General features: G+C 41.9%; 18 protein-coding genes and 2 pseudogenes. 11 read left to right on the top strand and 9 right to left on the bottom strand.

All coding sequences use genetic code 11. From position 1 onward, the window contains the following. The first annotated feature begins 226 nt into the window (after positions 1 to 226). Positions 227 to 493 carry a hypothetical protein gene (locus tag AB6E30_RS15500; protein ID WP_017067627.1) on the top strand — a complete coding sequence of 89 codons (267 nt, stop codon included), beginning with the start codon at positions 227 to 229 and terminating at the stop codon, positions 491 to 493. Positions 494 to 567: 74 nt separating this feature from the next. Next, complete coding sequence (locus AB6E30_RS15495) at positions 568 to 1,002, top strand: hypothetical protein (protein WP_372104262.1); 435 nt, start codon at positions 568 to 570, stop codon at positions 1,000 to 1,002. Between the two features lie 80 nt (positions 1,003 to 1,082). Here the strand turns inward: AB6E30_RS15495 and AB6E30_RS15490 are convergent, their stop codons facing one another. Beyond that, positions 1,083 to 1,598, bottom strand: coding sequence for a cytochrome b (locus tag AB6E30_RS15490; RefSeq protein ID WP_372104260.1), 516 nt, complete (start codon positions 1,596 to 1,598; stop codon positions 1,083 to 1,085). 276 nt (positions 1,599 to 1,874) lie between these two features. Between AB6E30_RS15490 and AB6E30_RS15485 the strand changes: the two genes are divergently transcribed. After that, positions 1,875 to 2,714 carry a tetratricopeptide repeat protein gene (locus AB6E30_RS15485; protein WP_017069419.1) on the top strand — a complete coding sequence of 280 codons (840 nt, stop codon included), beginning with the start codon at positions 1,875 to 1,877 and terminating at the stop codon, positions 2,712 to 2,714. Positions 2,715 to 2,875: 161 nt separating this feature from the next. Next, positions 2,876 to 4,132, top strand: a complete 1,257-nt coding sequence (locus tag AB6E30_RS15480; RefSeq protein ID WP_017064801.1) for a peptidoglycan DD-metalloendopeptidase family protein — start codon at positions 2,876 to 2,878, stop codon at positions 4,130 to 4,132. A 106-nt stretch (positions 4,133 to 4,238) separates the two neighbouring features. Here AB6E30_RS15480 and AB6E30_RS15475 read toward each other — a convergent pair whose 3' ends face one another. Both AB6E30_RS15475 and AB6E30_RS15470 read right to left on the bottom strand, forming a co-directional pair. Continuing rightward, complete coding sequence (locus AB6E30_RS15475) at positions 4,239 to 4,559, bottom strand: heavy metal-binding domain-containing protein (protein WP_004730185.1); 321 nt, start codon at positions 4,557 to 4,559, stop codon at positions 4,239 to 4,241. Between the two features lie 36 nt (positions 4,560 to 4,595). After that, on the bottom strand, positions 4,596 to 5,543 hold the full coding sequence (locus AB6E30_RS15470; protein WP_136982919.1) for a LysR substrate-binding domain-containing protein: 948 nt from the start codon (positions 5,541 to 5,543) through the stop codon (positions 4,596 to 4,598). Positions 5,544 to 5,634: 91 nt separating this feature from the next. Between AB6E30_RS15470 and AB6E30_RS15465 the strand changes: the two genes are divergently transcribed. Continuing rightward, positions 5,635 to 6,660, top strand: coding sequence for a DMT family transporter (locus tag AB6E30_RS15465; protein ID WP_136982918.1), 1,026 nt, complete (start codon positions 5,635 to 5,637; stop codon positions 6,658 to 6,660). Between the two features lie 42 nt (positions 6,661 to 6,702). Here the strand turns inward: AB6E30_RS15465 and AB6E30_RS15460 are convergent, their stop codons facing one another. Then, positions 6,703 to 9,726 carry an HD domain-containing phosphohydrolase gene (locus tag AB6E30_RS15460; RefSeq protein WP_136982917.1) on the bottom strand — a complete coding sequence of 1,008 codons (3,024 nt, stop codon included), beginning with the start codon at positions 9,724 to 9,726 and terminating at the stop codon, positions 6,703 to 6,705. Positions 9,727 to 10,047: 321 nt separating this feature from the next. Between AB6E30_RS15460 and AB6E30_RS15455 the strand changes: the two genes are divergently transcribed. From AB6E30_RS15455 to AB6E30_RS15440, 4 genes are all read left to right on the top strand, one after another. Beyond that, positions 10,048 to 10,794 (top strand): phosphatase, encoded by a 747-nt coding sequence (locus AB6E30_RS15455; RefSeq protein ID WP_136982916.1) that lies wholly within the window; start codon positions 10,048 to 10,050, stop codon positions 10,792 to 10,794. A gap of 144 nt (positions 10,795 to 10,938) precedes the next feature. Continuing rightward, positions 10,939 to 11,334, top strand: a complete 396-nt coding sequence (locus AB6E30_RS15450) for a cytochrome b562 (RefSeq protein WP_017059534.1) — start codon at positions 10,939 to 10,941, stop codon at positions 11,332 to 11,334. Between the two features lie 301 nt (positions 11,335 to 11,635). Next, positions 11,636 to 11,986 carry a hypothetical protein gene (locus AB6E30_RS15445; RefSeq protein WP_017064798.1) on the top strand — a complete coding sequence of 117 codons (351 nt, stop codon included), beginning with the start codon at positions 11,636 to 11,638 and terminating at the stop codon, positions 11,984 to 11,986. Positions 11,987 to 12,097: 111 nt separating this feature from the next. After that, positions 12,098 to 13,633 (top strand): PepSY-associated TM helix domain-containing protein, encoded by a 1,536-nt coding sequence (locus AB6E30_RS15440; RefSeq protein ID WP_372104257.1) that lies wholly within the window; start codon positions 12,098 to 12,100, stop codon positions 13,631 to 13,633. Between the two features lie 113 nt (positions 13,634 to 13,746). Here AB6E30_RS15440 and AB6E30_RS15435 read toward each other — a convergent pair whose 3' ends face one another. Together AB6E30_RS15435 and AB6E30_RS15430 are read right to left on the bottom strand one after the other, a co-directional pair. Continuing rightward, positions 13,747 to 14,130, bottom strand: a complete 384-nt coding sequence (locus AB6E30_RS15435; RefSeq protein ID WP_372104254.1) for a VOC family protein — start codon at positions 14,128 to 14,130, stop codon at positions 13,747 to 13,749. Next, positions 14,130 to 15,062 carry a LysR family transcriptional regulator gene (locus tag AB6E30_RS15430; protein ID WP_136982914.1) on the bottom strand — a complete coding sequence of 311 codons (933 nt, stop codon included), beginning with the start codon at positions 15,060 to 15,062 and terminating at the stop codon, positions 14,130 to 14,132. Before AB6E30_RS15430 ends, AB6E30_RS15435 begins: the two co-directional genes overlap by 1 nt. Before the next feature lie 172 nt (positions 15,063 to 15,234). Between AB6E30_RS15430 and AB6E30_RS15425 the strand changes: the two are divergent. Next, positions 15,235 to 15,789: pseudogene (locus AB6E30_RS15425) on the top strand (helix-turn-helix transcriptional regulator); the annotation flags it as partial. Between the two features lie 70 nt (positions 15,790 to 15,859). On the opposite strand, the pseudogene AB6E30_RS15420 reads toward AB6E30_RS15425, so the two are convergent. Further along, positions 15,860 to 16,610, bottom strand: a pseudogene (locus tag AB6E30_RS15420) (EAL domain-containing protein). Positions 16,611 to 16,891: 281 nt separating this feature from the next. Here AB6E30_RS15420 and AB6E30_RS15415 point away from each other — a divergent pair. Then, positions 16,892 to 18,598, top strand: a complete 1,707-nt coding sequence (locus tag AB6E30_RS15415; RefSeq protein ID WP_017059542.1) for a response regulator — start codon at positions 16,892 to 16,894, stop codon at positions 18,596 to 18,598. A gap of 10 nt (positions 18,599 to 18,608) precedes the next feature. Here AB6E30_RS15415 and AB6E30_RS15410 read toward each other — a convergent pair whose 3' ends face one another. Then, positions 18,609 to 19,790: an EAL domain-containing protein gene (locus AB6E30_RS15410; protein WP_136982913.1), complete on the bottom strand. Its 1,182-nt coding sequence runs from the start codon at positions 19,788 to 19,790 to the stop codon at positions 18,609 to 18,611. After that, complete coding sequence (locus AB6E30_RS15405) at positions 19,790 to 22,267, bottom strand: response regulator (RefSeq protein WP_372104251.1); 2,478 nt, start codon at positions 22,265 to 22,267, stop codon at positions 19,790 to 19,792. The genes AB6E30_RS15410 and AB6E30_RS15405 overlap by 1 nt, the downstream gene beginning before the upstream one ends. Between the last annotated feature and the right edge of the window lie 230 nt (positions 22,268 to 22,497).

Here is a 22,497-nt window from a genome sequence, read left to right as displayed (position 1 = left end):
ATCAGGTTTACCGTTATCGATACTATGAATTGGTGTTGCTTATGTTTCACCAATTTCTATTCTTTTCTAGTATTCCCAGTAGCTTAGGAAAAATAAAACATATTTTACGATTATTAATATGTTATGATATCCCTACTACTAAAGGGGTGTCTTAGGGCATCGGGATGTATGCAAGCAAAAAGAACCGGCTTGTGTCAGTCACTTTCTGGCGAATATGGAATCGAAAATGTTGTTGGAAGAAGTTGTAGAAATTATCGAATTAACCGACTCAGACCATTTATCTCAAGCAATGGAACTGTTTAACGAGCATGGTTTTGTTGATACTGAGTCTTTACCTTTTATGAATGTTGTTTTTGAAACAGCACCAGATCAACTTGCGAAGAAGCTGTCGCAGATTGGTTTTAAAGGTTTAGTGCAAGTCGAAAAGAACGAAGATGCATCAGGCTTCACCATTATTGATGCTGACCGTGTTCTGCTAAAAGACTCTGCTTAGCTGCAAGATTCAGCTTAGTGAAAAGACTCTATCCAGTTCAGTAACACCCGTTATGATTATTTGAGGTTAACACAGTGACAACAGCAACCGTTTCATCAACAGAGCAACACATTTCCAATGAACATGCGCTTTTAGGTGCATCGTTATTAGCGTCTCAAAAAGTTGAGTTGGCTCTGTTCAGTGTGATCTCTAAATTAGTTAAAACCCTATCAAAAGATCAGCAACAGGCATTAGGTCTGGATTTGGATACCTTTTTAAGGGAGAAGCCAAGTGAACAAGCCTCGACTCTGAGCCGCTACGAAAATACGTTTGGTGAGCAACTTCCTTTGAAGGCCAATGAACTCAACGATTTTATTTATCATCGAAACTTGGTTACTCGTGGATTTTGGCGTGTGACTGGAGCTGATGTTAAAGGCGGTGAGAAGCTTGCTAACCCAGAGCTTTATTTAAAAGAGTTCTTGGCCAAGTGTGAATACTGGCAAGTGATGCTTGATACTCAAACCAAGTAATCAAATAGAAATAAGAAAGCCATAGCGAACATGCTATGGCTTTTTTGTTGTTTGTGCAAATTGTCTTGAATTCTTTGAATCTAGAGCATCATCTTCAATACATAGTTCCTAGAGACAAAGTGGTGTTTAAGTGCGGCACTGATATGCAGCACAATTAAACAGGCTAGGGCAATACAACTGGCACGATGGAAATAGAAAAAGAAGCCGTTGATTGCAGGGTCGGTAATTAGATTATTTACGCTCACTAACCAAAATAAAGAGTACGGTTCTTTTAGCATTAAGTAGCCGGTGCTGAAAACCATAAACATCACAAGATACATCAAAGAGTGTGCAAGCTTGGCAACGCATTTTTGCCCTTCAGGCACAGAGGTTGGCATGCTTGGCGACGAGCGAAAGTGGCTCCTGATATAACGAACCACAAGCAGTGGCGTCGCAACGGTCGCCAATGACATGTTGAGCACTGACAGAAAAGAAAACAGCTCTGGATGACTGGTGACATAGTGCATCACATACCCTGCGATTGTTGCATAGATGATTACAGAAGCCATTACCCAGTGCAGTACACGGCTTACTAAATCGTATCGTGGATTATTCAAATTAACCTCGTTCTGATCGTTATTAATATAAGATTCATCTCGATGCAATAAACCATTTTTCGGTATATTCGCATCGCGAATTAATCATATAGAACAGTATTACGCGGTATTTTTATAATTTAGAAATTAATGATGTTGCTTCAGGTGTTTTATAATTATCAATGATGTTTTAGAGTGTTAATTCCAATATGGACATAGCAAACTTGTCGACTTCCTAGCTTGTATGCCTATTACGAGATACAGTTAGTCTAAAGATAAATATATAAGGAATGTATAATGCTTCGAATCTTATTGATTGCAGTTATCTCGGTGTTCAGCACGATGAGTTTTGCAAGCGAAGAGGTTAAGTACTCGGAACAAGAGTATTTGGATAGACCGCTGATGGAACGCTATATCTTGGATGAGTTGAAGCAGCTTCGAATGGAACAGCAGGATCTTGAAAGACGCTTGACCATTCAGATGACTGACCGGGAACTGACTGTGGCAGACAAGTCTCTGAATTACGCCAATGTAACCGTAACCTACTTCTTCTACATTATTGCTGGTGTGGCCTCTCTTATCGCGCTGGTGGGTTGGCAATCCATCAAAGAGCTTAAACACACAACTCAAGACATGGCTGATAAGCGACTTAATTCTATCGCTCAAGACTATGAGAAGAAGTTTAATGTTCTTGAACGGGATCTTAAGCGCAAGACCAGAATCATTTCCGACAACAACCGCGAAATTGAAATTATCAATGAGATTCATAACCTATGGTTGAGAGCACAGAACGCACAAACGGCAGAGCAAAAAATTGAAATCTACGATGAAATACTGAAGGTTCGTCCTGGAGATTTAGAAGCACTTACTGCCAAAGCTGACGCTGCTATGGATATACAGGAATACCACTGGGCAATGAGTCTTTGTAACCGTGTATTAGAAGTCGATGACCAAAATGCTCATGCCTTGTATCAACGTGCTTGCGCCTATGCTCGATTAGGGGCAGAAGGTCAAGCTATCGATGACTTAGAGCGCGCTATTGAAGCCAGTGGGTCCATGAGAGAGCTGCTAACTGAAGAGCCGGACTTTGAGATGCTGCGAGGCTTAGAACGCTTCGAAGTACTTCGTGAAGAGTAATATGAGGTAAAGATCCGTGTTAACTAAGGTGGTGGGCTTTGCATGCTCACCATACTTTCACACCTATCGCGCTATGGTTTCTTACATTTCATTTATTTTTTTGATTTAATTGTTATGTTATAACACTTTCTAAGTTCCTCGTTATAACCGCTAAGTATTTTATGAAGTTCCTCCGTATTGGTCTGATCGTTACTGCGATCAGCGCATTTTCCCTTGCTGCTTTGCTCTCTTTTCACTCCAAACCAGCACCAGAAATCTCTATCAAAATAACACCTTACCAAGGTTCTCAACCTAATGATAAGGAAGTCATCGACTCGCAAGCGACTCCCAACTCTTTGGTTAAGGTCCATTATTTTGTGAAAGTTGGCGATACGCTAAGCAACATCTTTTCGTCATGGCAACTGCCATATGGAACCGTTCAAAAGGTGATGGAAGCGGATCTGGAGTCTTTGAAACTCGACACAATAAAACCTGGTGACCATCTAGAGTTGCTTTTGGATAGTGACTCAAAACAGCTTGTGGAGCTGATTTATCACGAGAGTTTGGTTGAGCAAGCAGCCTTTACTCGAAACGATGATGGTAGCTTCACCTATAAATTCCACGAGATCCCAGGCGAATGGAAAGAAAAACTCTATGCGGGTAGTGTTCACGGTAGCTTTTCAACGTCAGCCTACAAAGCGGGGTTAACTACTAACCAGATAGCCAATATCACCCGCACACTAAAAGACAAAGTCAACTTCGCTCGAGAGCTGAGAGCTGGTGATAGCTTCAATGTATTGGTCAAAGAGCAGTACACGGATGATCACCTAACGGGTAAAACAGAAATTCAAGGTATCTCAATTCAATTAAGAAACCGAGAAGTCGCAGCTTTTCTAGCACCAGATGGTCTTTTTTATGACAGAGAGGGAAATAGTCTAGAGCAAGCCTTTGATAGATACCCAGTCGACAGAAAATTCCGAAGAATCACTTCTTCGTTCAATCCGACACGAAGACACCCAGTAACTGGGCGAATCTCACCGCACAATGGTACCGACTTTGCGACACCTGTTGGTTCACCTATCTACTCAACTGGTGATGGTCGAGTGGTGGCACTTCGTGACCACCCGTATGCTGGTAAATATTTGGTGATTGAACACAACAGCGTATATACGACGCGTTATCTTCACTTGAGCCGCTTCTTAGTTAAGAAAGGTCAGCAAATTAAGCGAGGTCAGAAAATTGCGCTATCGGGTGCTACTGGTCGTATTACTGGCCCGCACTTGCACTTTGAGGTATTGGTTCGTGGTCGCGCCGTCGATGCGATGAAGGCGAACTTACCAATGGCAAGCTCAATTATGCCTAAAGATAGAAAAGAGTTTTTGGCTCGAATTGCCTCTTTTGATGCCATGATTTCTGAGCCAGAAGATCGTGCGAGTTAGAGATATTCAAGCCTAGTTTGGCAGCGAATACAATAACGCCCCTTAGCTAGCGATTCAGCTAAGGGGCGTTTTTCTAGGTAATCGCATGATTTAGCGAGTGATTCAGTTAAGCAACCACCACTGCCGTGCCACTAGCAGAGACCATCAACATGCCATTACCTGTTCCCAAGACTTCGTAATCAATATCTACGCCTACCACCGCGTTGGCACCCGCTTCAATCGCTTTCTGTTCTAACTCTTTGAACGCGTAGTTACGTGCTTTTTCCAGTTCTTTCTCGTAGGTGCCAGAACGTCCACCCACAAAGTCACGAATTCCTGAAAACATATCTTTGAAAACGTTCACCCCTAGAATGGCTTCTCCGGCAATAACCCCTTTGTAATCGACAATGCGCTTGCCTTCGACTGATTGTGTGGTGGTAATAATCATAATGGCCTCTTGTAAGCTTGCTGAGCTGTCACTCGCTTATTGATTGATAGTTTGGTCTTGCTCTTGAATGTCATCGTTCAGTGCTGTCTCTGAGCGTGTGAATTCATGTCTTAACCATGTTCTCAGTTTTAGCACACTTTCTTGTTTTAATTTGTTTTTTGGGCAAACAAAGTAAAAATCTTGGTGCGGGTTAGCAACCGGTTTACCCAGTTCGACAAGCATCCCGTGGCTGATGTCATCCTTCACAAACAAGCGATGTGTAACCAATACGCCTAGTGAACGAATCGCAGCTTGTACTGCTTGAATGGAGACATCGAACGTCAGATTGCTATGGAATGTGGGCAGTGGAATTTGGTAATTGTCGCACCACACTTGCCAGTCGTGTTGCCGCCTGAGGTTAAAAACGCCAATGGTTGGGTTTTGTTTGACGAGTTGCTCAACGCTCAATCCGGCCTGGTTTTTTAATAGAGTAGGGCTGCACACCAAGACCAAATCATCGTCGCCCAGTTTCTCGCTGTAATATTGCTCCCATTCGTTGGGTTTGCCATGTACAAGCGCAACATCAACTCCTTCCTGCTCGATATCGAAGGGGCCCGTTAGCGTCGAAATACGGATATCAAGTGAGGGTGCGAAGGCTTGGAAGTCGGGAACTCGTGGGATCCACCAGTGCATCGCGAGCGAATTGACCATGTTGAGGGTAATGCGGTGGTCGTTAGGCGTTCTGGCAAGCTCTTCGGTCGCCTCTATCACTTGCTCAAGCGCGGGCGCGACTTTGCGGTAATATCGCTTACCTGCGGCATTAAGAACAACACGACGACCGACTCGTTGAAACAAAGGCTTGTTGACCAGTTGTTCTAACGACTTTATCGCTTGGCTTACCGCAGAGTGACTGACGTACAACACCCGAGCGGCGTCGGTCATGCTGCCAGTCTCAGCGACAGCAATGAAAGCGTAAACGGATTTAAGCGGAACGAGTTTTTTCATTGGTAAGTTTTCCTTACAGTTATGGTTAATATTACTCGCTATTTTTCATTACGTCACGCCTCTAAAATAGATGTCATAGGAGGTGATAATTATGTCTGATATTACCAAGGCGACGACTTTCATGTTGTTGTCGACGTTCAGTTTGTCTTTAAGCGGCTTGATGGCCAAGTATCTATCTGAAGTGATGCCCACTTCGTTGCTCAGTTTTGTGCGTTTTTTGTTACCCAGTCTGTTCTTATTTCTTTTTCTGACCTTTTACAAAATCAGCAAGCCGACACGAGAGATGTGGAAACCTTTGGTGATGCGGGCGATCTTTATGGTGGCGTGTCAGTGGTGTTTCCTTACTTCACTGCAAACCTTAACGCTGGTTGAAGGGGTTGTGTTGTTCAGTACGGGTCCTCTGTTTATTCCATTGTTAGAAAAGTTAATATTTAGAACCAAGATTCATACAACGACGATAGTGTGTTTAGCTGTTACCTTTGTTGGCGTAGTGATGATGGCGGGGGATTGGTCGCAGTTTGAGTTGGGTTCTGAGTTCTTTAGACCTGCGCTTCTGCTTGGGCTTCTCGCGGGGGTATTTAATTCTGGCTCGCAAGTGAGTTTGTACCGAGCGTCTAAAACTAGCCTGACACCAGCAGAGCTTAACGCGTGGACCTTTTTAGTTGCGGCAATTATTGTGATACCAATGGTGGTGTTTACTTCTGTTTCTGCGGTGCCTGATGTACTTGAAAGTGCAGAGAAAGGAACCTTGTCGGCTTTATTGTCTTTTGACGATTTACGCTGGATTGCTCTCGGAGCACTTGGCCTTGCACTGTTTACTATCAATACCCAAATCTTCCGTTCTAAGGCGTATAAGCTTGCAGACAGTGGCTCCCAGTTGGCACCTCTGATTTTTACTAACATGCTGTTTAGCGCGCTTTGGCAGGGCTTGTTCTTTGATGATGTGTTTTCTACACAGCAGATGATTGGCATTAACCTGATTGTCGTGGCGAGCATCACCAATACATTGCTGGCAAAAAGACACAGCAAGGCGAAAGCCAAACAAAAACCGCACACCACAGTGGCTGTAGCGACTGTAGTGGACGTTGCGGTATTGGACTCGGCAGCTAAAAGCTAACCATTGAGTTATGGCTTATCCTCTGAATGGTTAATTTAAAACTTAGAACAATGAGCGTATGTATTCTTTTACTCGGTCGATGTGTTCGTGCGGGTCAATCTCGCAGCGTTGGTTCATTTCTAGGAATCGCTCAGCGTATTTATCGTAGATTTTGTTTTCCAAAAACAGTAAATACAACTTGGGATCGATATGACCGCTGGTGGCCATGTCGGTCATGATGTTGAGTGATTCGCTTAAGAGTTTACCTTTCTTATAAGGGCGATCACTAGAGGTGAGTGCTTCAAAGACATCAGCAATTGCCATTGCTCTGGACGGCAGAGGTAACTGGTCTTCGTTTAAGCCTCTTGGGTATCCCTTACCGTCGATACGTTCGTGGTGTCCGCTGGCGATATCCGGAATGTTTTGAAGGTAAGGCGGGTAAGGCAACTTGTTGAGCATGGTGAAGGTTTGGATAATATGATCGTTGATCATGAAACGTTCTTCATCGTTTAGCGTACCACGGCGTACTTTCAAATTGTGCAGTTCACCTTGGTTGTATTTAACTTCTCCGGGCTTAAGTACAAACGCTTCTTGCCATACATCGGCAGGGTTAAAGCCATTGTCCCAAGGTATTTTATGCTCCGGTTTGTCTGCAAGCAGAGGCTCCATGACAGGCAAACCCTTTTCCTGACTTGTTGGCTCAGTTCTCTCTTTCTCAACCGACTCTTTTTGGGTGTTAAATCTCTCTTTTTCAGACCAAGACAAACCCAATTGATCATCCAGTGTACGTTTCCATTGGCGTTTGGCTATTTGATCTAAGCGTTCTAGCTGCTCTTCCGTCATAGATTCGCCGCCAAGATTACACTCAGCAACGAAGGCAAACTCCTCATCCAGTTCAGACAGGCTTTGTTCGAGTATTTTGAGTTGTTCTTCTTGTAGTGCACCGTTCGCCATCGCTTTCCAGTAATCGGTTTCCGCTTGCTGTTTCAACAACTCAAAACGCATTCGCACTTCGTGGATTCGGTCGTAAATGGTTTCCAGTTTTGTTGCCTTATCTACCACATATTCAGGCGTGGTCACCTTGCCGCAGTCATGAAGCCAAGCGGCGAGCATCAACTCTTCCCACTGTTTACTGTCCAATGAGAATTGCGGGTAATAGCGGTCATCATCTATGGTTGCTTGAGTTAGCCATTTGGTGAGCTCAGGCACTCGTTGGCAATGCCCGCCCGTATAAGGTGACTTGGTATCAATCGCCGATGCAATCAGCTCAATAAAGGCATTAAGCATGTCTTTTTGTTGCTGCATTTGGTCGATGTTGTCTTTCGCTATTTCCGCAAAGCTGAGCAACTCTCTTAAAAAGGCGTGCTTGTCTGCCTGCATCTTGGTAATTGGTCTCTCATAGCCAATTGCCACAATCCCTACCAACAGTTTATCTCGGTTTAATAGTGGAAATAGGTACAGGTCTGAATTGAAGATCGAATCTTGGTAATAGTTGAGAACATTGTCTTCTCTGTTTAAATGGATCGTCTCACCAGATTTAAGCTGACACAGCAACCAAGGCGTGTGTTTGATGAAGTCATTGATGTCGGCCTTAAAAGGAAGAATGGCAAGGTTGGCTGCCGTATCAAACACGTCTTTCTCTTTGGATTGAGTGAAAAGGACAATGGTTTCTGCTTTGGTAATTAAATAGCTTTGATGAGCAATGTTCTTGGCTAAGATCGAAAACTCCTGATTCCCGGCGGTGTCTCGAAGTAGGGTAATCAGATCATGAAGTGTGTGTTCCATTAGCTCAATCGAGTGGGCGAGGTTAGCCACTTCTTGAATCATGCTTTTGGGATAATGAGTACGCCTGAAGTCGAACCGAGCGATGTTGTCGGTGAGTTGCATCAGCGTATTGAGCGGCTGAGACAGTCGACTAGCAACAAACCATACGATAGCGAAGCAGATGAACAACATCCCAATCGCGACCGCAACTTGCTTGTCTCGCATCGAGATAAGATCAGCGAGCAGCTCATTGTGTGGCGTCGCTTCTGCCAAGTATAAGGTGACATTTTGAGTCAGTTGAACCGGCGTTAGCGTTAGTGCCCAAGTGTTTAAGTTGTACTCAACGTTTTTTAGATTGAGGTTAAGCTTCTCTTCATCAGAGATAAGCGGCGCAATAACGGACGCTTTCAATGCTTCCATCTGTTCACGTTTGGGCACATTAAAGAAGCTTTGGTCTTGCTCACTGCCAGAGAGATTCCCCGTCGTTTGGTTGTTCGTTTGCTCAGTTTTACTTGTGTCATCAGATTGGGAGTCAGGCTTGGGTACTGATAGCTCAAGTTGATGCTGACCGAGAAGATTAAAATGTTGATCGAACAAGGCGAGTCGGGTTTGCGGAGAATAAGCTAATTCACTGATCTGAGAAGAGAGGGAACTCAACGTAAAGTCGGCACCAACCACATGCTTGCCATCGGCAGAACGCCTAGAGAGTGTAATGCCATTGGTTTGCAGGAAATAGAATAGATAGGGCTCAGAGAGTTGTATTGAGCCATCAGGCTTTGCGTTACGAAACCAAGGACGAGTGGTGGGGTTGAACTTACTCTCTGCTTGTCGAGTACTGATCACTTGATGTGCGCCATCAAGATAGGTAATAAAGTTTTCACCGTCTAGATTGGTGCTGCTGACCATCATGGTCGCTTTAGCGGGCGCGCTGTTTTCGGCTCTCTGTTTATTGGTGCTTAATGGACGAAAGATTCTGAAGTCACCATCTTCAGAACCATAAAATAGAGCGACCAAATTGGTGTTTTGCTTGAAGATGATATCGACCGAAGCAAGCCAAGAGTCTTTTTCGACAGCGGAAGCTTGATGAGCAACAAACGGGCTCACCGCCATCACATTTAAGGTTGTGATAACAGGGGCAATGGCTTGTTTAAATACTGATTCCAGTTTGTCGCGGTGCTCATTACTGATCTCGCGCACTGTGCCTAGCAGCAGCTCTTGGGAGTGCCGATAACTAATCGAAATCAATACCGCACCGACAAGTGTTGTCAAAATTAGGAAAAGGCTAGTGATGTGGATACTCAGCGGATATCGTCTTCTTCTCATCTAACACTCCAGTTTGTAGGCTGGTTTAAGTATTGACGAACTTGGGTAGGTTGCAAAAAATTGGCGCAATTACCGAGTGTGTGCGGTTCGACTTAGATAAGACCAAGCGCTGGCTGGCTCTGGTTAGCCACGTATTCCCGTGTCGTGTAAATGAACCAGTAATAAACCTTTATGTTTGGGTGCTAATTGTCACTTTCAGCTGATAAACTGGCCGAATTGTTGCCATTAGGCATTCATTTTCTGAAGTATTCTTTTCCTGAAAGAGATTCAGAGTTACTTTCTGAAAAACGTATTTTGACCGAGCGAAGAGGGCATTGATTCATGGAACTCAAAGTAGATACTCACACCCACACATACGCAAGTGGTCATGCTTACAGCACATTGATCGAAAACGCCAAGTCGGCAAAGCAAAATGGTTTAGCCATGTTTTGTACTACTGATCATTCAGAATCAATGCCGGGCGCGCCACACTATTGGTTCTTCAGCAATCAGCGTGTGCTCCCTCGTTTTATTGAAGATGTCGCAATTATTCGAGGTGTTGAGTCAAACATCATGAACACACAGGGTGAAATCGACATTCATCCGAGTGTGGATAAGAACTTGGATTGGGTGATCGCGAGTTTTCATGAGCCAGTATTTCGCCCATCGGATGTCGCTACCCATACAGAAGCATTGTTGAATGTGATTAAGGGCGGTCGAATTGATGCGCTTGGTCACTTAGGCAATCCTAATTTTGATTTCGATTTCGAAGCCGTTATTCAATGTGCGGTTGAGAACAACGTGGCGATTGAGATCAACAACACCACACTCAAAGGCAATAGCCGAGTTGGCAGTGTTGGCCGCTGCTATGAGATTGCAAGAATAGCGAAAGCGAAGGGTGCATTTATTACAACAGGCAGCGATGCGCATTTCTGTTTAGATGTCGGTGGCTTAGACTTAGTCGCAGCATTGTTAGATGAAGTGGGCGTAGATTCGAGTAAAGTGATTACCCATTCGCCAAAGCAGTTCCTAGCCTTTTTGGCCTTGCGCGGTCGTAATGAAATCCCAGAATATTCAGATCTTGTTTAAGAGAATGTCGGCGGGTTTGCATTTCGACACAATCAATTTTTGTGCCTGAAAGATTTTTGTATACACTAGCCGAAAATAATAAAGTCGAAGTGCCACAGTAATGACGGCTCTAACTTCAAAGACACCGCTTCACTTGGAGAAACAATGAAAACTCGCTCAATCCTTTTATCTGGCTTAATCGCTGCTTCAGTATTGTCTGGCAACGCATTTGCTAATGTAGACCTTAAGAAAAACATGCAAGAAATGAAGCTTGCGTTCAAACAAGCGGCAGAAGCTCAAAGCATTGAAGAGATGCAAAAGCCTATCGTTCGTTTAGATACGCTAGTGGCAGAGCTGAAAACGGGTGTTTACCCAGTCGAGAAAGAAGACAACTTCATGGAAGGCTTCAAAAAGATCAGTGCATCACTAGATAGCATTGAGCAGAAGCTAGACCAAGGTGACTTAGCGTCGGCACAGCAAGAACTTCGTACTATCGACGGCCTTCGTGAAGAGTACCATGAGAAGCGTAACCCAAGCATCTGGAGCAAGATCTTCGGTTAATTCGTTAATCATGAACGTTTGCTAGATAGGTAACAAAGAGCAAACCTCAAGATTCGATTTCTAAAACGCCGCCTTACATTACCCTCTTTCGAGGAAGGTGTAAGGCGGCGTTTTTATTGTCTCTTTTGTCGAAAGCCTGCTGCAAAGAGATGAGTATTACTTTCTTAGTTTTAGTGTTGTAACCAGTATTTAACGAAAAAGAGTGTGCGTTAGCTTCAATTTTTTAACTTGCTGTTAATCTTTACGTTTACCTATATTCCAAGTCCCTCATAATAAGGGAAATTTATAAAGACTTGGAATAATGCGCCGAACCTCGTTCAACTTCTTCATGTTACTTGCAACAGCATTAAGCTGGGCGCTAGTGACATTAATGCCTGTTATCAATGCTCATGGTAATAGTGCGGGAGTATGGGCGTCGTTATGTACGGTCAATGGCTTTGAATTGGTTCAAATCGAAGAAGGCGAACCTAATACTCATAAAGGAAAGCCGTGTCCGTTTAGCCATTTTTCCACGTTTCACCAAGATGAACTTCCCACTACACTACTGACAACTCGACTGAGTTCTATTGTCTCCGACAGCTACGCTTTTTTGGCTCTAAGCGAACGCTACACGAGGCAAGCCCCGCGCGGCCCTCCCTTTGTTATTGCTTAAACCTAACCCATTAAAATAATTAAAAAATAAAGTATTAAGTAAAGTTAAACATGCTCAGATTACTTTCTGATTTTTCAGAAGGTATGTTTGCGTGTGTCAAAGGAAATTATAATGTTGAGAAATGAATCTCAAACCCCTGCGAAAGCACAAGCAACTTCGCAGTCTAAAAGCAGTGCAACAACCGGTTCGGAAACCAATATAGAAAGCAAAGACCGCAATAAAACCCTCTATTTCCTCACATGGCGCTGGCACTTCTATGCTGGGCTATTTGTTATCCCGTTTATGTTAATGCTGAGCATTACAGGTTTGGTGATGCTGTTTGATGATGAAATCGAATTGACTTTCCACCACGAAGCCCTAGAGATTGTTGCATCGGGCGAGCCGATTAAAGTGTCACAACAGTTAGCTGCAGTACAACTTCAATACCCACAAGGTTCGGTTACCCAGTTTGTTCCGAGCAAAGCTCCTGATCTGGCTAACCGCTTTTCGGTAGCACTTGTAGACGGCACATCGGTCTTCGCCACGGTAAATCAATATACGGGCGAAGTGGTCGGAGAGATTCCGCGTAGCGACAGCCTGTACCAACTCGCGAATGACATTCACGGCACTTTGTTGATTGGTGATTGGGGTGATTATCTAATTGAAGTCGCAATAAGCTTGTCTATTCTGTTGCTCATCAGTGGTATTTACTTATGGTTACCTAGAGATAACGCGAGCCGCGCTGGTTTTCTTAAGCTTCGATTTGGTTCAGGAACGCGTATTTTAATGCGTGATCTGCATGCGAACATTGGAGGTGTGTTATCGCTCGTTCTGTTGTTGTTTATTCTGTCTGGATTGGCATGGACAGGTTTTTGGGGCGGTAAGCTTGTTCAAGTATGGAGCACTTTCCCTGCTCAAATGTGGGACGATATTCCGTTGTCTGATAAGACGCACGCTTCCCTCAACCATGGCTCAGAAGAAGAGCTACCTTGGAACTTGGAGCAAACACTATTGCCTTTGTCTCAAGATAAGCCAGCAGAACACGTTCATCATGTGGAAGAGGCGACGGAACCTCATGATCACTCTAAGATGGGTGAAGACCACTCTCAGCATGTGTTGTCAGCTAGCAGTTTCGAGATTGATGATGTGATAGCAAAAGCTCAATCTCTTGGTTTTACGCAATATAAAGTCAATTTTCCGCGCTCAGAAACGGGCGTTTACACCGTGGCTGCCAATACCATGGGCGGTGACATTATCGATCCAACCCAAGATCGCACAACTCACCTCGACCAATATTCAGGGCGCATTCTAGGAGAGGTGACGTGGCAAGATTACAATTTATTCGCCAAAACCTTAGCCGTCGGTATTTCTCTGCACCAAGGTGACATCAGCATCATCAACAAGCTTCTAAACGCGTTGTTCTGCATTGCGTTTGTCGTTGTGTCGGTGACTGGTGGAGTCATGTGGTGGATGCGCAGACCTTCAGGCCAAAGAAAGCTGGGAGCGCCACCGAAGTTTAGTGATGCAGGCTTATGGAAAGCAGGCTTGGTGACTGTGGTTGTTATTTCGGTACTGTTTCCACTCGCGGGTGCAACGATTGTGACTGCAATGCTATTGGATTGGTTACTGTTTTCACGCGTTGAAAAATTCAAGACCGTGTTGAGTTAATTGACATGCAAACGGACTTTCTCTACTTGAGAAGGTCCGTTTTATTAATCAGATGAGCTCTTCTTCTGTGAGGAAGACTTTAGACTAGATACCGCTCTAGATCTGATAAAGCTTTAGATCTGATAAAGCTCAAGCGGCAGGCCGTCTGGGTCTGCGAAAAACGTAAATGATTTCCCCGTAAATTCATCAACTCGAATCGGTTCGACTTCAATGCCTTGTTCTTCCAAATAGCTTTTGATTTGTTGAACGTCATCAACACAAAAAGCTAAGTGTCTTAGCCCTTGAGCTTCAGGAAAGCTAGGCCTTTCTGGCGCGTTAGGGAAGCTGAATAGTTCTATTTGAGCACCATTAGGTAGCGCTAAATCAAGTTTGTACGACTGGCGAGCCTCACGATAGTTTTCGGCAATTATCTCAAGTTTCAAAATCTCAGTGTAAAAGTGTTTCGACGCGTCGTAGTTTGAACAGATTATGGCCGCGTGGTGTATTCCTTTCAGCATCAGTTTATTTCTCCTGCCAACTTGTCACCTAAGTGCTTCATGGCGTAATCAATGAATACACGCAGTCGTGCGGGCATATACTTGGTTTGAGCAAATTGCATCGCGATAGCACCATGGTAGTTACTCTTGATGGTCCAATCTTCCAACACTTGTACCACGGAGCCTTCAGCCAACGCATCTTGAATCACGAAGTCATGGAAAATACCTACACCTAGACGTTCTTTCACACCTTTTAGTCGCATTTGCGAATGGTTAACTGCGTAACGCCCACTGACGGGTACCGTGTGAAATTCATCATCTTTAAGAAAATCCCAAATGTGATCTTTGTCTGTCTCTGCAAGATACAAACAGTCGTGTTCAGACAGCTCGGTAGGGTGGTGAGGAATCCCCTTGGCATCTAAATAGTCAGGGCTTGCACACAACACGAGGTTTGTTTTTCCTAACTCTTTCAATACTAAGCTTTCGTCGGGCTTATCAGTCAGGCGGAAAGCAATGTCGATGCCTTGACGTAAAATATCGATGTCGCCGTCAGCCGCTCTCAATTTAAGTTGGATTTCTGGATACTGATTTAAGAATGGTACAACGAAAGGCTGCAATACCGAATTCAAGAAGGCTTCAGGCGCCGCTACCGTTATCGAGCCTGCAGGTTCGGTATGGTCGGAGGTAGACAGTTCAACGGCTTGTTGCGCTGCGTTGATCATCACCACACTCTGATCATAAACCAATTGACCCGCTTGCGTAATGATAAGGGTACGAGTGGTACGCTCAAACAGTTTCACCGATAGCGCTTTTTCCAAGCGGGTGATGAGCTTACTCAAGGCTGACGGTGTCACGCCTAACTGTTTTGCTGCAGCCGTAAAACTACCTTCGTTAACCACCAAAATGAACGAGGCGAGGTCCGGAAGCAGGGCGATGAGTTTTGGGTTAATCATAAGTATCCAATAGGCTAGTTTCAACGATGAACTTAATGGCAATTGTGAGCTATTTACTCTGATTTGTGAATCAATTTCATTAATTAACTGACTTAATAAAGCGATGTTGAAAGCGCCATTTATTAACGAGCGTAAGTGAACTACACTGATAAAAAAGCTAGGTAAGTGACCGATGAATAAAGAGAATTTTCCAGAAGAGTTAAAACGACTTCGCGAAGCAGCATCCATTTCTCAGGAAGAATTCGCAGAGTTGTTGTCCCATTCTCATCGGGCATTCTCTGGTGTGAATCAGGTAATGGTGAGCCAGTGGGAAAGGGCAAAAACAGTACCGAGTTTTGTGCGCCGTCTGGGTATCGCAAGCTTCTTTCAGCTAGATTACGACTTTTCCGTTGAAGAAATGGTGCAAGTGAAAGCTGCCACTAAGAATGTGGAGCGTCCATTCAGTGTTGATATTGGTTATGACTATGAGGTGACGAGTGTTGAGTCATATAGCATGGGGACACTTCCAGCGAAAAGACTCAAATCGATTCAAATCATGCATCAAAAAACCTATGGCAAAGATTTTATCGAGGTTTCTAAACATCTAGGCGTAATAAAAGAAGATATGCAGGTACTGTGTTTTCTTTTTGAGGGCGTCATTATTGGGCATGTGGTGTATGACGGGTTAAGTAAGATGCTTTGCAGTGTTGGTGCCGTTAGTATTGTTATTCGTCGTAAGATCTTCGATATCACGATCTTAAGCAGAAAAAGAAAAGCGTCGAGTTTGTCTTAAATTAACCTTGCTTGAGTACTCACTTTTACATGACAAGTCTAAGATCGGTCAAAGGCAGTGGTTTGAATATAGAAAGCCCTGATAGCTATCAAAACCTAGCTGGTGGACGAGCTGATGTGTATCCGTATCTTCAACACCTTCTGCCACGGTTTCGATTCCAGACTCTTTGCAGTACGCCAACGTGCGCTTCACCAAGTCCGAACGTGCTGGTTCTGCGCTATTCACGATTGACTTATCAAACTTCACTTCATCAACATTAAGGCTCATCACCTTATTCATATCTGAATGGCCAATGCCAAAGTCGTCGATTGAGGTTTTAATGCCAAGAGATTGAAAGCGTTTTATCTGCTCACAAAGTTGGTCATCCAACTGATCGTTTTCGCTCAGTTCAAAAGTAAGCTGCTTTGCTTTGAACGACGTATTCCAAAGTAATTCGCGAACCTTTTCCACGTTATCAGGGTTAGCCAACACCTTCTTGCTGATATTAACTGCCAAGTTCAAGTGAGATGAGAGAGATTTTACCTCTGTCAGTGATTGCTCAAGAACACTAAAGAAAATCTCTTCTTCATAACCCAATCAAATGCACGATCAATAAACACACCTGGAGAGAAAATCCCTTCTTCTGGAATATCTAAACGAAACAGCGCTTCAACACCAGTCACTTTCTCGATACTAGGTTCAACCTTTGGCTGATAAAAGCAGGTGTGCCAGTCGTTTTCGAAGGCTTCTTGAATGATGTGGTCTGATAGGTTCACTTGTTTGGTTTCTCTTCTCATCGTGTTTCATTTGTATAGCGGCGTTGCTGGTGCGCATTCTGAGAGAAGCGGGCATTCATCACTATATCGTTTTGAGATGAAAAATTGAGATTTGATATGAATTCAGGGTGAGTAACATATTTTTTGTTATTCTTCTTCATATCAATTAGCTGGATATTACTGGTGTGAAAAGTGTGGTCTTAGGTCAAGAGTAACTGGCATCACATTTTTTTGTAACTGGAGGGATTATTTACAAAGTTGGTCATGTTACACTTGCCCGGTTATAGGAGAGCAACCCATTTATGAAAAATTACAGTGACATATTAGCTTTAATAGTTGATGACTCCCCAGTGATCTTGTCGAGTATTCGAAGAATGCTGATTAGCTTAGGTTTGAATGATAAGAATATTTATCATGCAAAAGATCCTAAAGCTGCTATCTGGCACTGTAAAAAAATGGGTTTTGACCTGATTATTTGCGATTATAATTTTTATACACGCCTCAATGGCAAACAAGTCTTTGAAGAGCTTCAACACTACAGTTTAATAAAACCAAAAAGTAGTTTTATAGTGATAACTGGCGAATCATTATCAAAAATTGTTCGTTCTATTATTGAGCTCTCTCCTGATGAATATATTTTAAAACCTTTTAATTCAGCTTATTTTACTAATAAGATCCGAAGGTCTCTAGCAAGAAAATCTGCTTTATATCAGCTTTACCAAGCAAAAAATCAGAAAGATTATACTCGCGGTCTTAATTTATGTGATGAACTGGAGTTTGAACACCCTCAATACCATTTTCTAATTCAAAAGTTTAGAGGAGAGTTCTACGCATTGTTAAATATGTTTAATGAAGCGAAAGAGCTATATGACTCAATTATTGTTGAAAAAGACGTTGAGTGGGCAAATGCTGGCTTAGCTGATAGCTTAATAGAGCTAGGTGAGTTTGCTAGAGCACAATCTATTGTTGAAAAAATGCTAGCAAAGGTACCGAATTCGACGCAAGCGATGACGCTAAATGCAAAATATGACATTTATAATGGTGATATACCTAAAGCAATAAAGCAGTTTACTATTATTTCTGAGTTGACCCCTGGTAACCCTGAACGTGAGTTGGTTATTGCAAACTTATGTGTATCTCAGGGGGACTATAGAAGTGCTGCTGCCAGGTTTATGATGTATTACGAACTTAACATCGACACGTATCGCGATAGTTTAGAGGCTCGTTATAATTATATTCGATGCATTCTTTTTATTCATGACTCGATTCAGCAAAATCGTTCATTAGTTAACGAAGAAGAAGTTGAAGAAGATCCAAAAAAATTAAAAATTGAAGCTTTAAATGAGTTTAGGCAAATATCCTTATTAAAGGAAAAAAAATACAACCGAAGTGATGATATGCAAGATAAAGTTGTAAATTATGATATTGAACAAGAGCTTTTGATGTGCCATTTCTCTATTGTTGAGGGGAAGCTTAGGGAAGCGATTTCTATATTAAAGCATATTTACTCGTGTAACTTAGTGGAAGGGTTTTATAATAAGTATCATTTCTTATATCTCTTGAGTTTGCTTTCCTTTAATAAAGAATTTAAGGAGTATGTACATTCCATAAGAGCGGATATGAATGAAAGCCAGTTGAGTCCAATGTTACTTAAATCTCAAGTAGAGTTGATGAAATCTTTGACAAGTAATCATGCAACTCAGACTGATGTGGTCAATGAAAAGCTTGAGAATGCGAGTATATATCAAGGCTCTAATCAAATTATCGACGCATTAGACGAGCTAGTGGACATTCGTTCGAGAAATATTTACATTCGAGAAGTCAATATGCAACTTATTCAGTTGTTGTCTTCAGGTTGGCCTTCTAATTATTCTGCACGGGACGTAAAAGCTCTGTTGAAAAGCTGTTTTAAAGTCTGTAAAGAACTTTATAAACCAATAGAGCTAAAGCAACTTGGGATATTAGATAACATTGCTTTAGCTGAAAGTAGAGTTGCAAAATTTTCTTAAGTTGTGGCGGTTATTTATGACGAGCACCGTCTACTTTGAAGTGGTTAGGAAGTTCGTTTAATGGGATAGGCGCACCAGTAAAATAGCCTTGGCATAGGCTAAAGCCCTGTTGACGTAAAATATGCCAAGTAGCACTGTTTTCTACACCTTCAACAACAGTATTCATACCCATGGTGTCTGCTACCTGGCGTAACATTTTTACTAGAACTTGATGCTTAGGGTTTGTTGCTAGATCAGAAACAAAGCTTCTATCAATTTTCATTTCTGTAAAAGGAAGCTTGAGAAGTTTATCTAATGAGGCATACCCTGTTCCAAAATCATCAATCGATAATTTGAAACCATGTACTCTTAGCCGAGCTAGCGTTGAAAGTGCAACAGGTCGGTTACGATAAGCTTGAGACTCAGTTAATTCCAAAGTTAAGTACTCATGCGGAAAATTGAACGCTTTGCATGCTTCAATGATTTTGTCGCAGATATTTGGTATTGCAAGGTTTTCTTGCGTCATGTTGACCGATACAGAAATATCGAAAGGGCAAGTCGAAATATCACAAAGTGCTCGATTAAGGACGACAAAGAATAGTTGATCCATCATGTTGCATTCTTCGATAGTGTCCATAAATGAAATAGGGCTGAGAATTCCCAGTGTCGGATGTTTAACGCGTGCTAGTGCTTCTACTGAAACAAGCTGCTGATTATCAAAGCGAACTTTTGGTTGGTAATAATTGATAACCTGACTGTTTTGAAAAGCGTCATGTAGATCATGTGCCGACAGGCTATCAGGTGGTTGGTTTTGCCATGTTTGTTCAACACTTTGTGTGAACTTAAGTAGTTCATTTGCTAAGTTAGACTTTAGATCTTTCTTTTTTAGGAGGGACGAGTAGTTGAACTCTAAAAGTGAGCTGATATTTAATGTTAAATCGCAAATATCATCTTCCGCAGAGCTAACAATCACAACACCTAACTCTTTGGTGATTTCAGATATTTCAAGTAATAACTTGATACCGTCCATATTAGGCATGTTAATGTCACAGAATGCCAAGTCGATACTACTGTTTTTCATGAGAGCTAGCGCTTCTATGCCGTCTTGAGCAACATATACATGTTCAACGCCTAACAGACTAAGTTCGATCTTTAATCGAGTGCTCTGAATAAGGTCATCTTCAACGATCATTACTTTCAAGTTATGCTGCATTATTCGATGCCCTCGAGTAGATCTTTTACTTCTTCAACGATTTCGTTCATTTTCTTGGTCAGCATACACTTTTGGCTTACAATTTTTTGAGGATCGAGCTCGTTTTGTAGCTCTCGAGCTAGAGTTGCAATCTCAGTTAGACCTAACATGTTCGCCGTGCCTTTTATTTTATGAGCCAGCGCCCTCAGATCTACATCACTTTTGTCCAAGCTTTCAATGTCTAATGACATTGATTGAATAATGACACTATAAATATCTCGTTTATTTTCATTACTGTAATCCGAGAAATTGCTCTCGATTTCACTCTCAGGCTCTGACGTTGAGAGAGGTTCGGATTTCACTAGAAACTTAGATATGTTGTCATAGATTGCCTTTGAATCGATCGGTTTTGAGATTAATGCGTCAAAGTACTCAAAATTATCTAAGGTGTAGTTGGATTCTCCAGTACATCCAACAATATTCGCGTAGCCATACAGCCCGATGTTTGTTTTAACTTCTCTTGCTAAACTGTGGCCATCGAGATTTGGCATGTGAATATCTGTGAGGATTAGATCGTACGCACCTTTGCGCTCTTTTAGTTGTGTTAACGCGTGCTGTCCATCATTTGAAACGTCGCTAGAAAGCCCTAGGTCTTTTAATTGATTCTTTAATAAGCATTGATTAATCAGGTCATCTTCAACAATTAATACGTGCCCAATTAGTGTCTCCATCATTTTTTCCTCTGAGAGCTGAGTTGAAGGGGATTTTTGATTATCATTTAATGGCATCAGATCTGAAATAAGTTGATTTAGTTTTAAGTTCAATTCAATCAATGACTCTTGTTCTAACTTTTCTTCATGAGAAACACATGCTTGGTAGAGTGTTGTAGCACCTAGGTTGCCTGCTGTTCCTTTTAATTGATGTACTTTTTGGTGTTCATTGGCTTCAATACTAGTACCACGGTATTGTTCTATGAAGGCGCTTAATAGCTTGAGGTACAGTGCTGTGTTCCCGGCCGTGATTTTTAGGCCAGCTTCTAAATCAATAGTGGAAACTTTGCTTAGCCAGTTCGGGATTGGAGCGACAGGTTTGTCAGCAACCACCTCACCAGCGTCGTTAGTTTCTACAATCTGGTTTGTGAACCATTTTAGCATTTTTCTATACATGTCTTGGGTGTCGATAGGTTTTCCTATGATGTCATTCATACCTGACTCTATTGCTTTATCAATATCTGCAGACATAATGTTCGCAGTCATAGCGATAATCGGTAAAGAAAGTCCTAATTCCTGACGAATCATTTGAGTTGCTTGATAGCCATCTATCTGGGGGAGTTGGCAGTCCATGAGAATACCATCGTATTTTTGTTGACTCAGTTGATGTATAGCTTTCTCACCATCGGAGCAAACATCCAAGCGGGTGACACCTTTAAGTAGAGCTTTTACGAGCTCTTGGTTAATAAAGTTGTCTTCCACTAATAATATATGCTTGTTTTTTAAAGGTTTTAAATTCAACTTCGGAACATCAGCTTGATTTTCTTGGTTATCGAGTATCTCTGGAGCAATATCAAGGATGATCTCAAATGAGAATTGACTACCTTTACCTTGATCGCTTTTAACTGTTAAGCGACCTCCCATGAGTTCAACAAGTTGTTTACTGATAATTAAACCGAGACCAGTGCCTCCATACATACGACTCGTAGATTCGTCTACCTGGATAAAAGGTTTGAATAGCTTATCTATATCTTCACCTGATATTCCGATTCCTGTATCTATAATTTCAAAACTGAGTTTTGTTTTATTTTTGTTTACATTATCACATGAAATTAATAAGTTGATCTCACCTTTTTCAGTAAATTTGATCGCATTGCCTACTATGTTTAATAGAATTTGGTTTAATCTTAATGAGTCACCTAAGACATAATTTGGAATGTCATTACTATAACTTAGTTTTAAATTTAAACCCTTCTCATTCGCAATGATAAACATCATCTCGTAGAATTCGTCAATCAATGAAGGCAGCGAAAATATTTTATTTTTTATATTAAATGAACCTGATTCAATTTTTGATGTATCTAAAATATCGTTGACTATCTTCAATAGAGATCTAGAGGCGTTATTAACATTTTTTATATATTTATTTTTATCGATATCGATGTCAGTATTCGTTGCTAATTGACTCATACCAATTATTGCATTTAAAGGCGTTCGGATTTCATGGCTCATATTAGCAAGGAATTGAGACTTTATTTTTGTAGATGATATAGCCTCATCTCTAGCAATTGTTGCCTCGTGTGTAAGCCTTACTAAACTCTTTAATGAATGGTAAATCAAGTACGCTAACATAACCATACCAATGAAAAACAACAACGTTAGTAGCGTAATGAGATAAGAGGTCAGCTTTAAATCACTCACACTATTAATTCTTTCGTCACGAATAGAAAGTATGATTGCTTCGGCTTCTAAAACGGATGGAGTAGCTTCTTTAGAATTTTTAATCAATGCATAGTTATTCTTGTTTAATTTAGTAAATATATCAATGTAGAAATCAGTGTCTTCTGATAATTTTGATAGATAATATGATTTATCTTTGTTTTTTATAAGAGGTATTAGCTCTTCTAAATTGGATTTTATGTTTTTAAGAATACCAATAGCTTCATTTAATTGCTGAGTGTCTCCCTATCTGGCAGGGTAGATGTCACTGTTAAAATTTAACCAGTTTGGGCGATAAA

The sequence above is a fragment of the Vibrio sp. 10N.247.311.12 genome (genome assembly GCF_041467515.1).
GTDB lineage: Bacteria > Pseudomonadota > Gammaproteobacteria > Enterobacterales > Vibrionaceae > Vibrio > Vibrio crassostreae_C.
The sequence above is the reverse complement of the archived record's forward strand: the minus strand, read 5'-3'. Positions and strand labels throughout refer to the sequence as shown.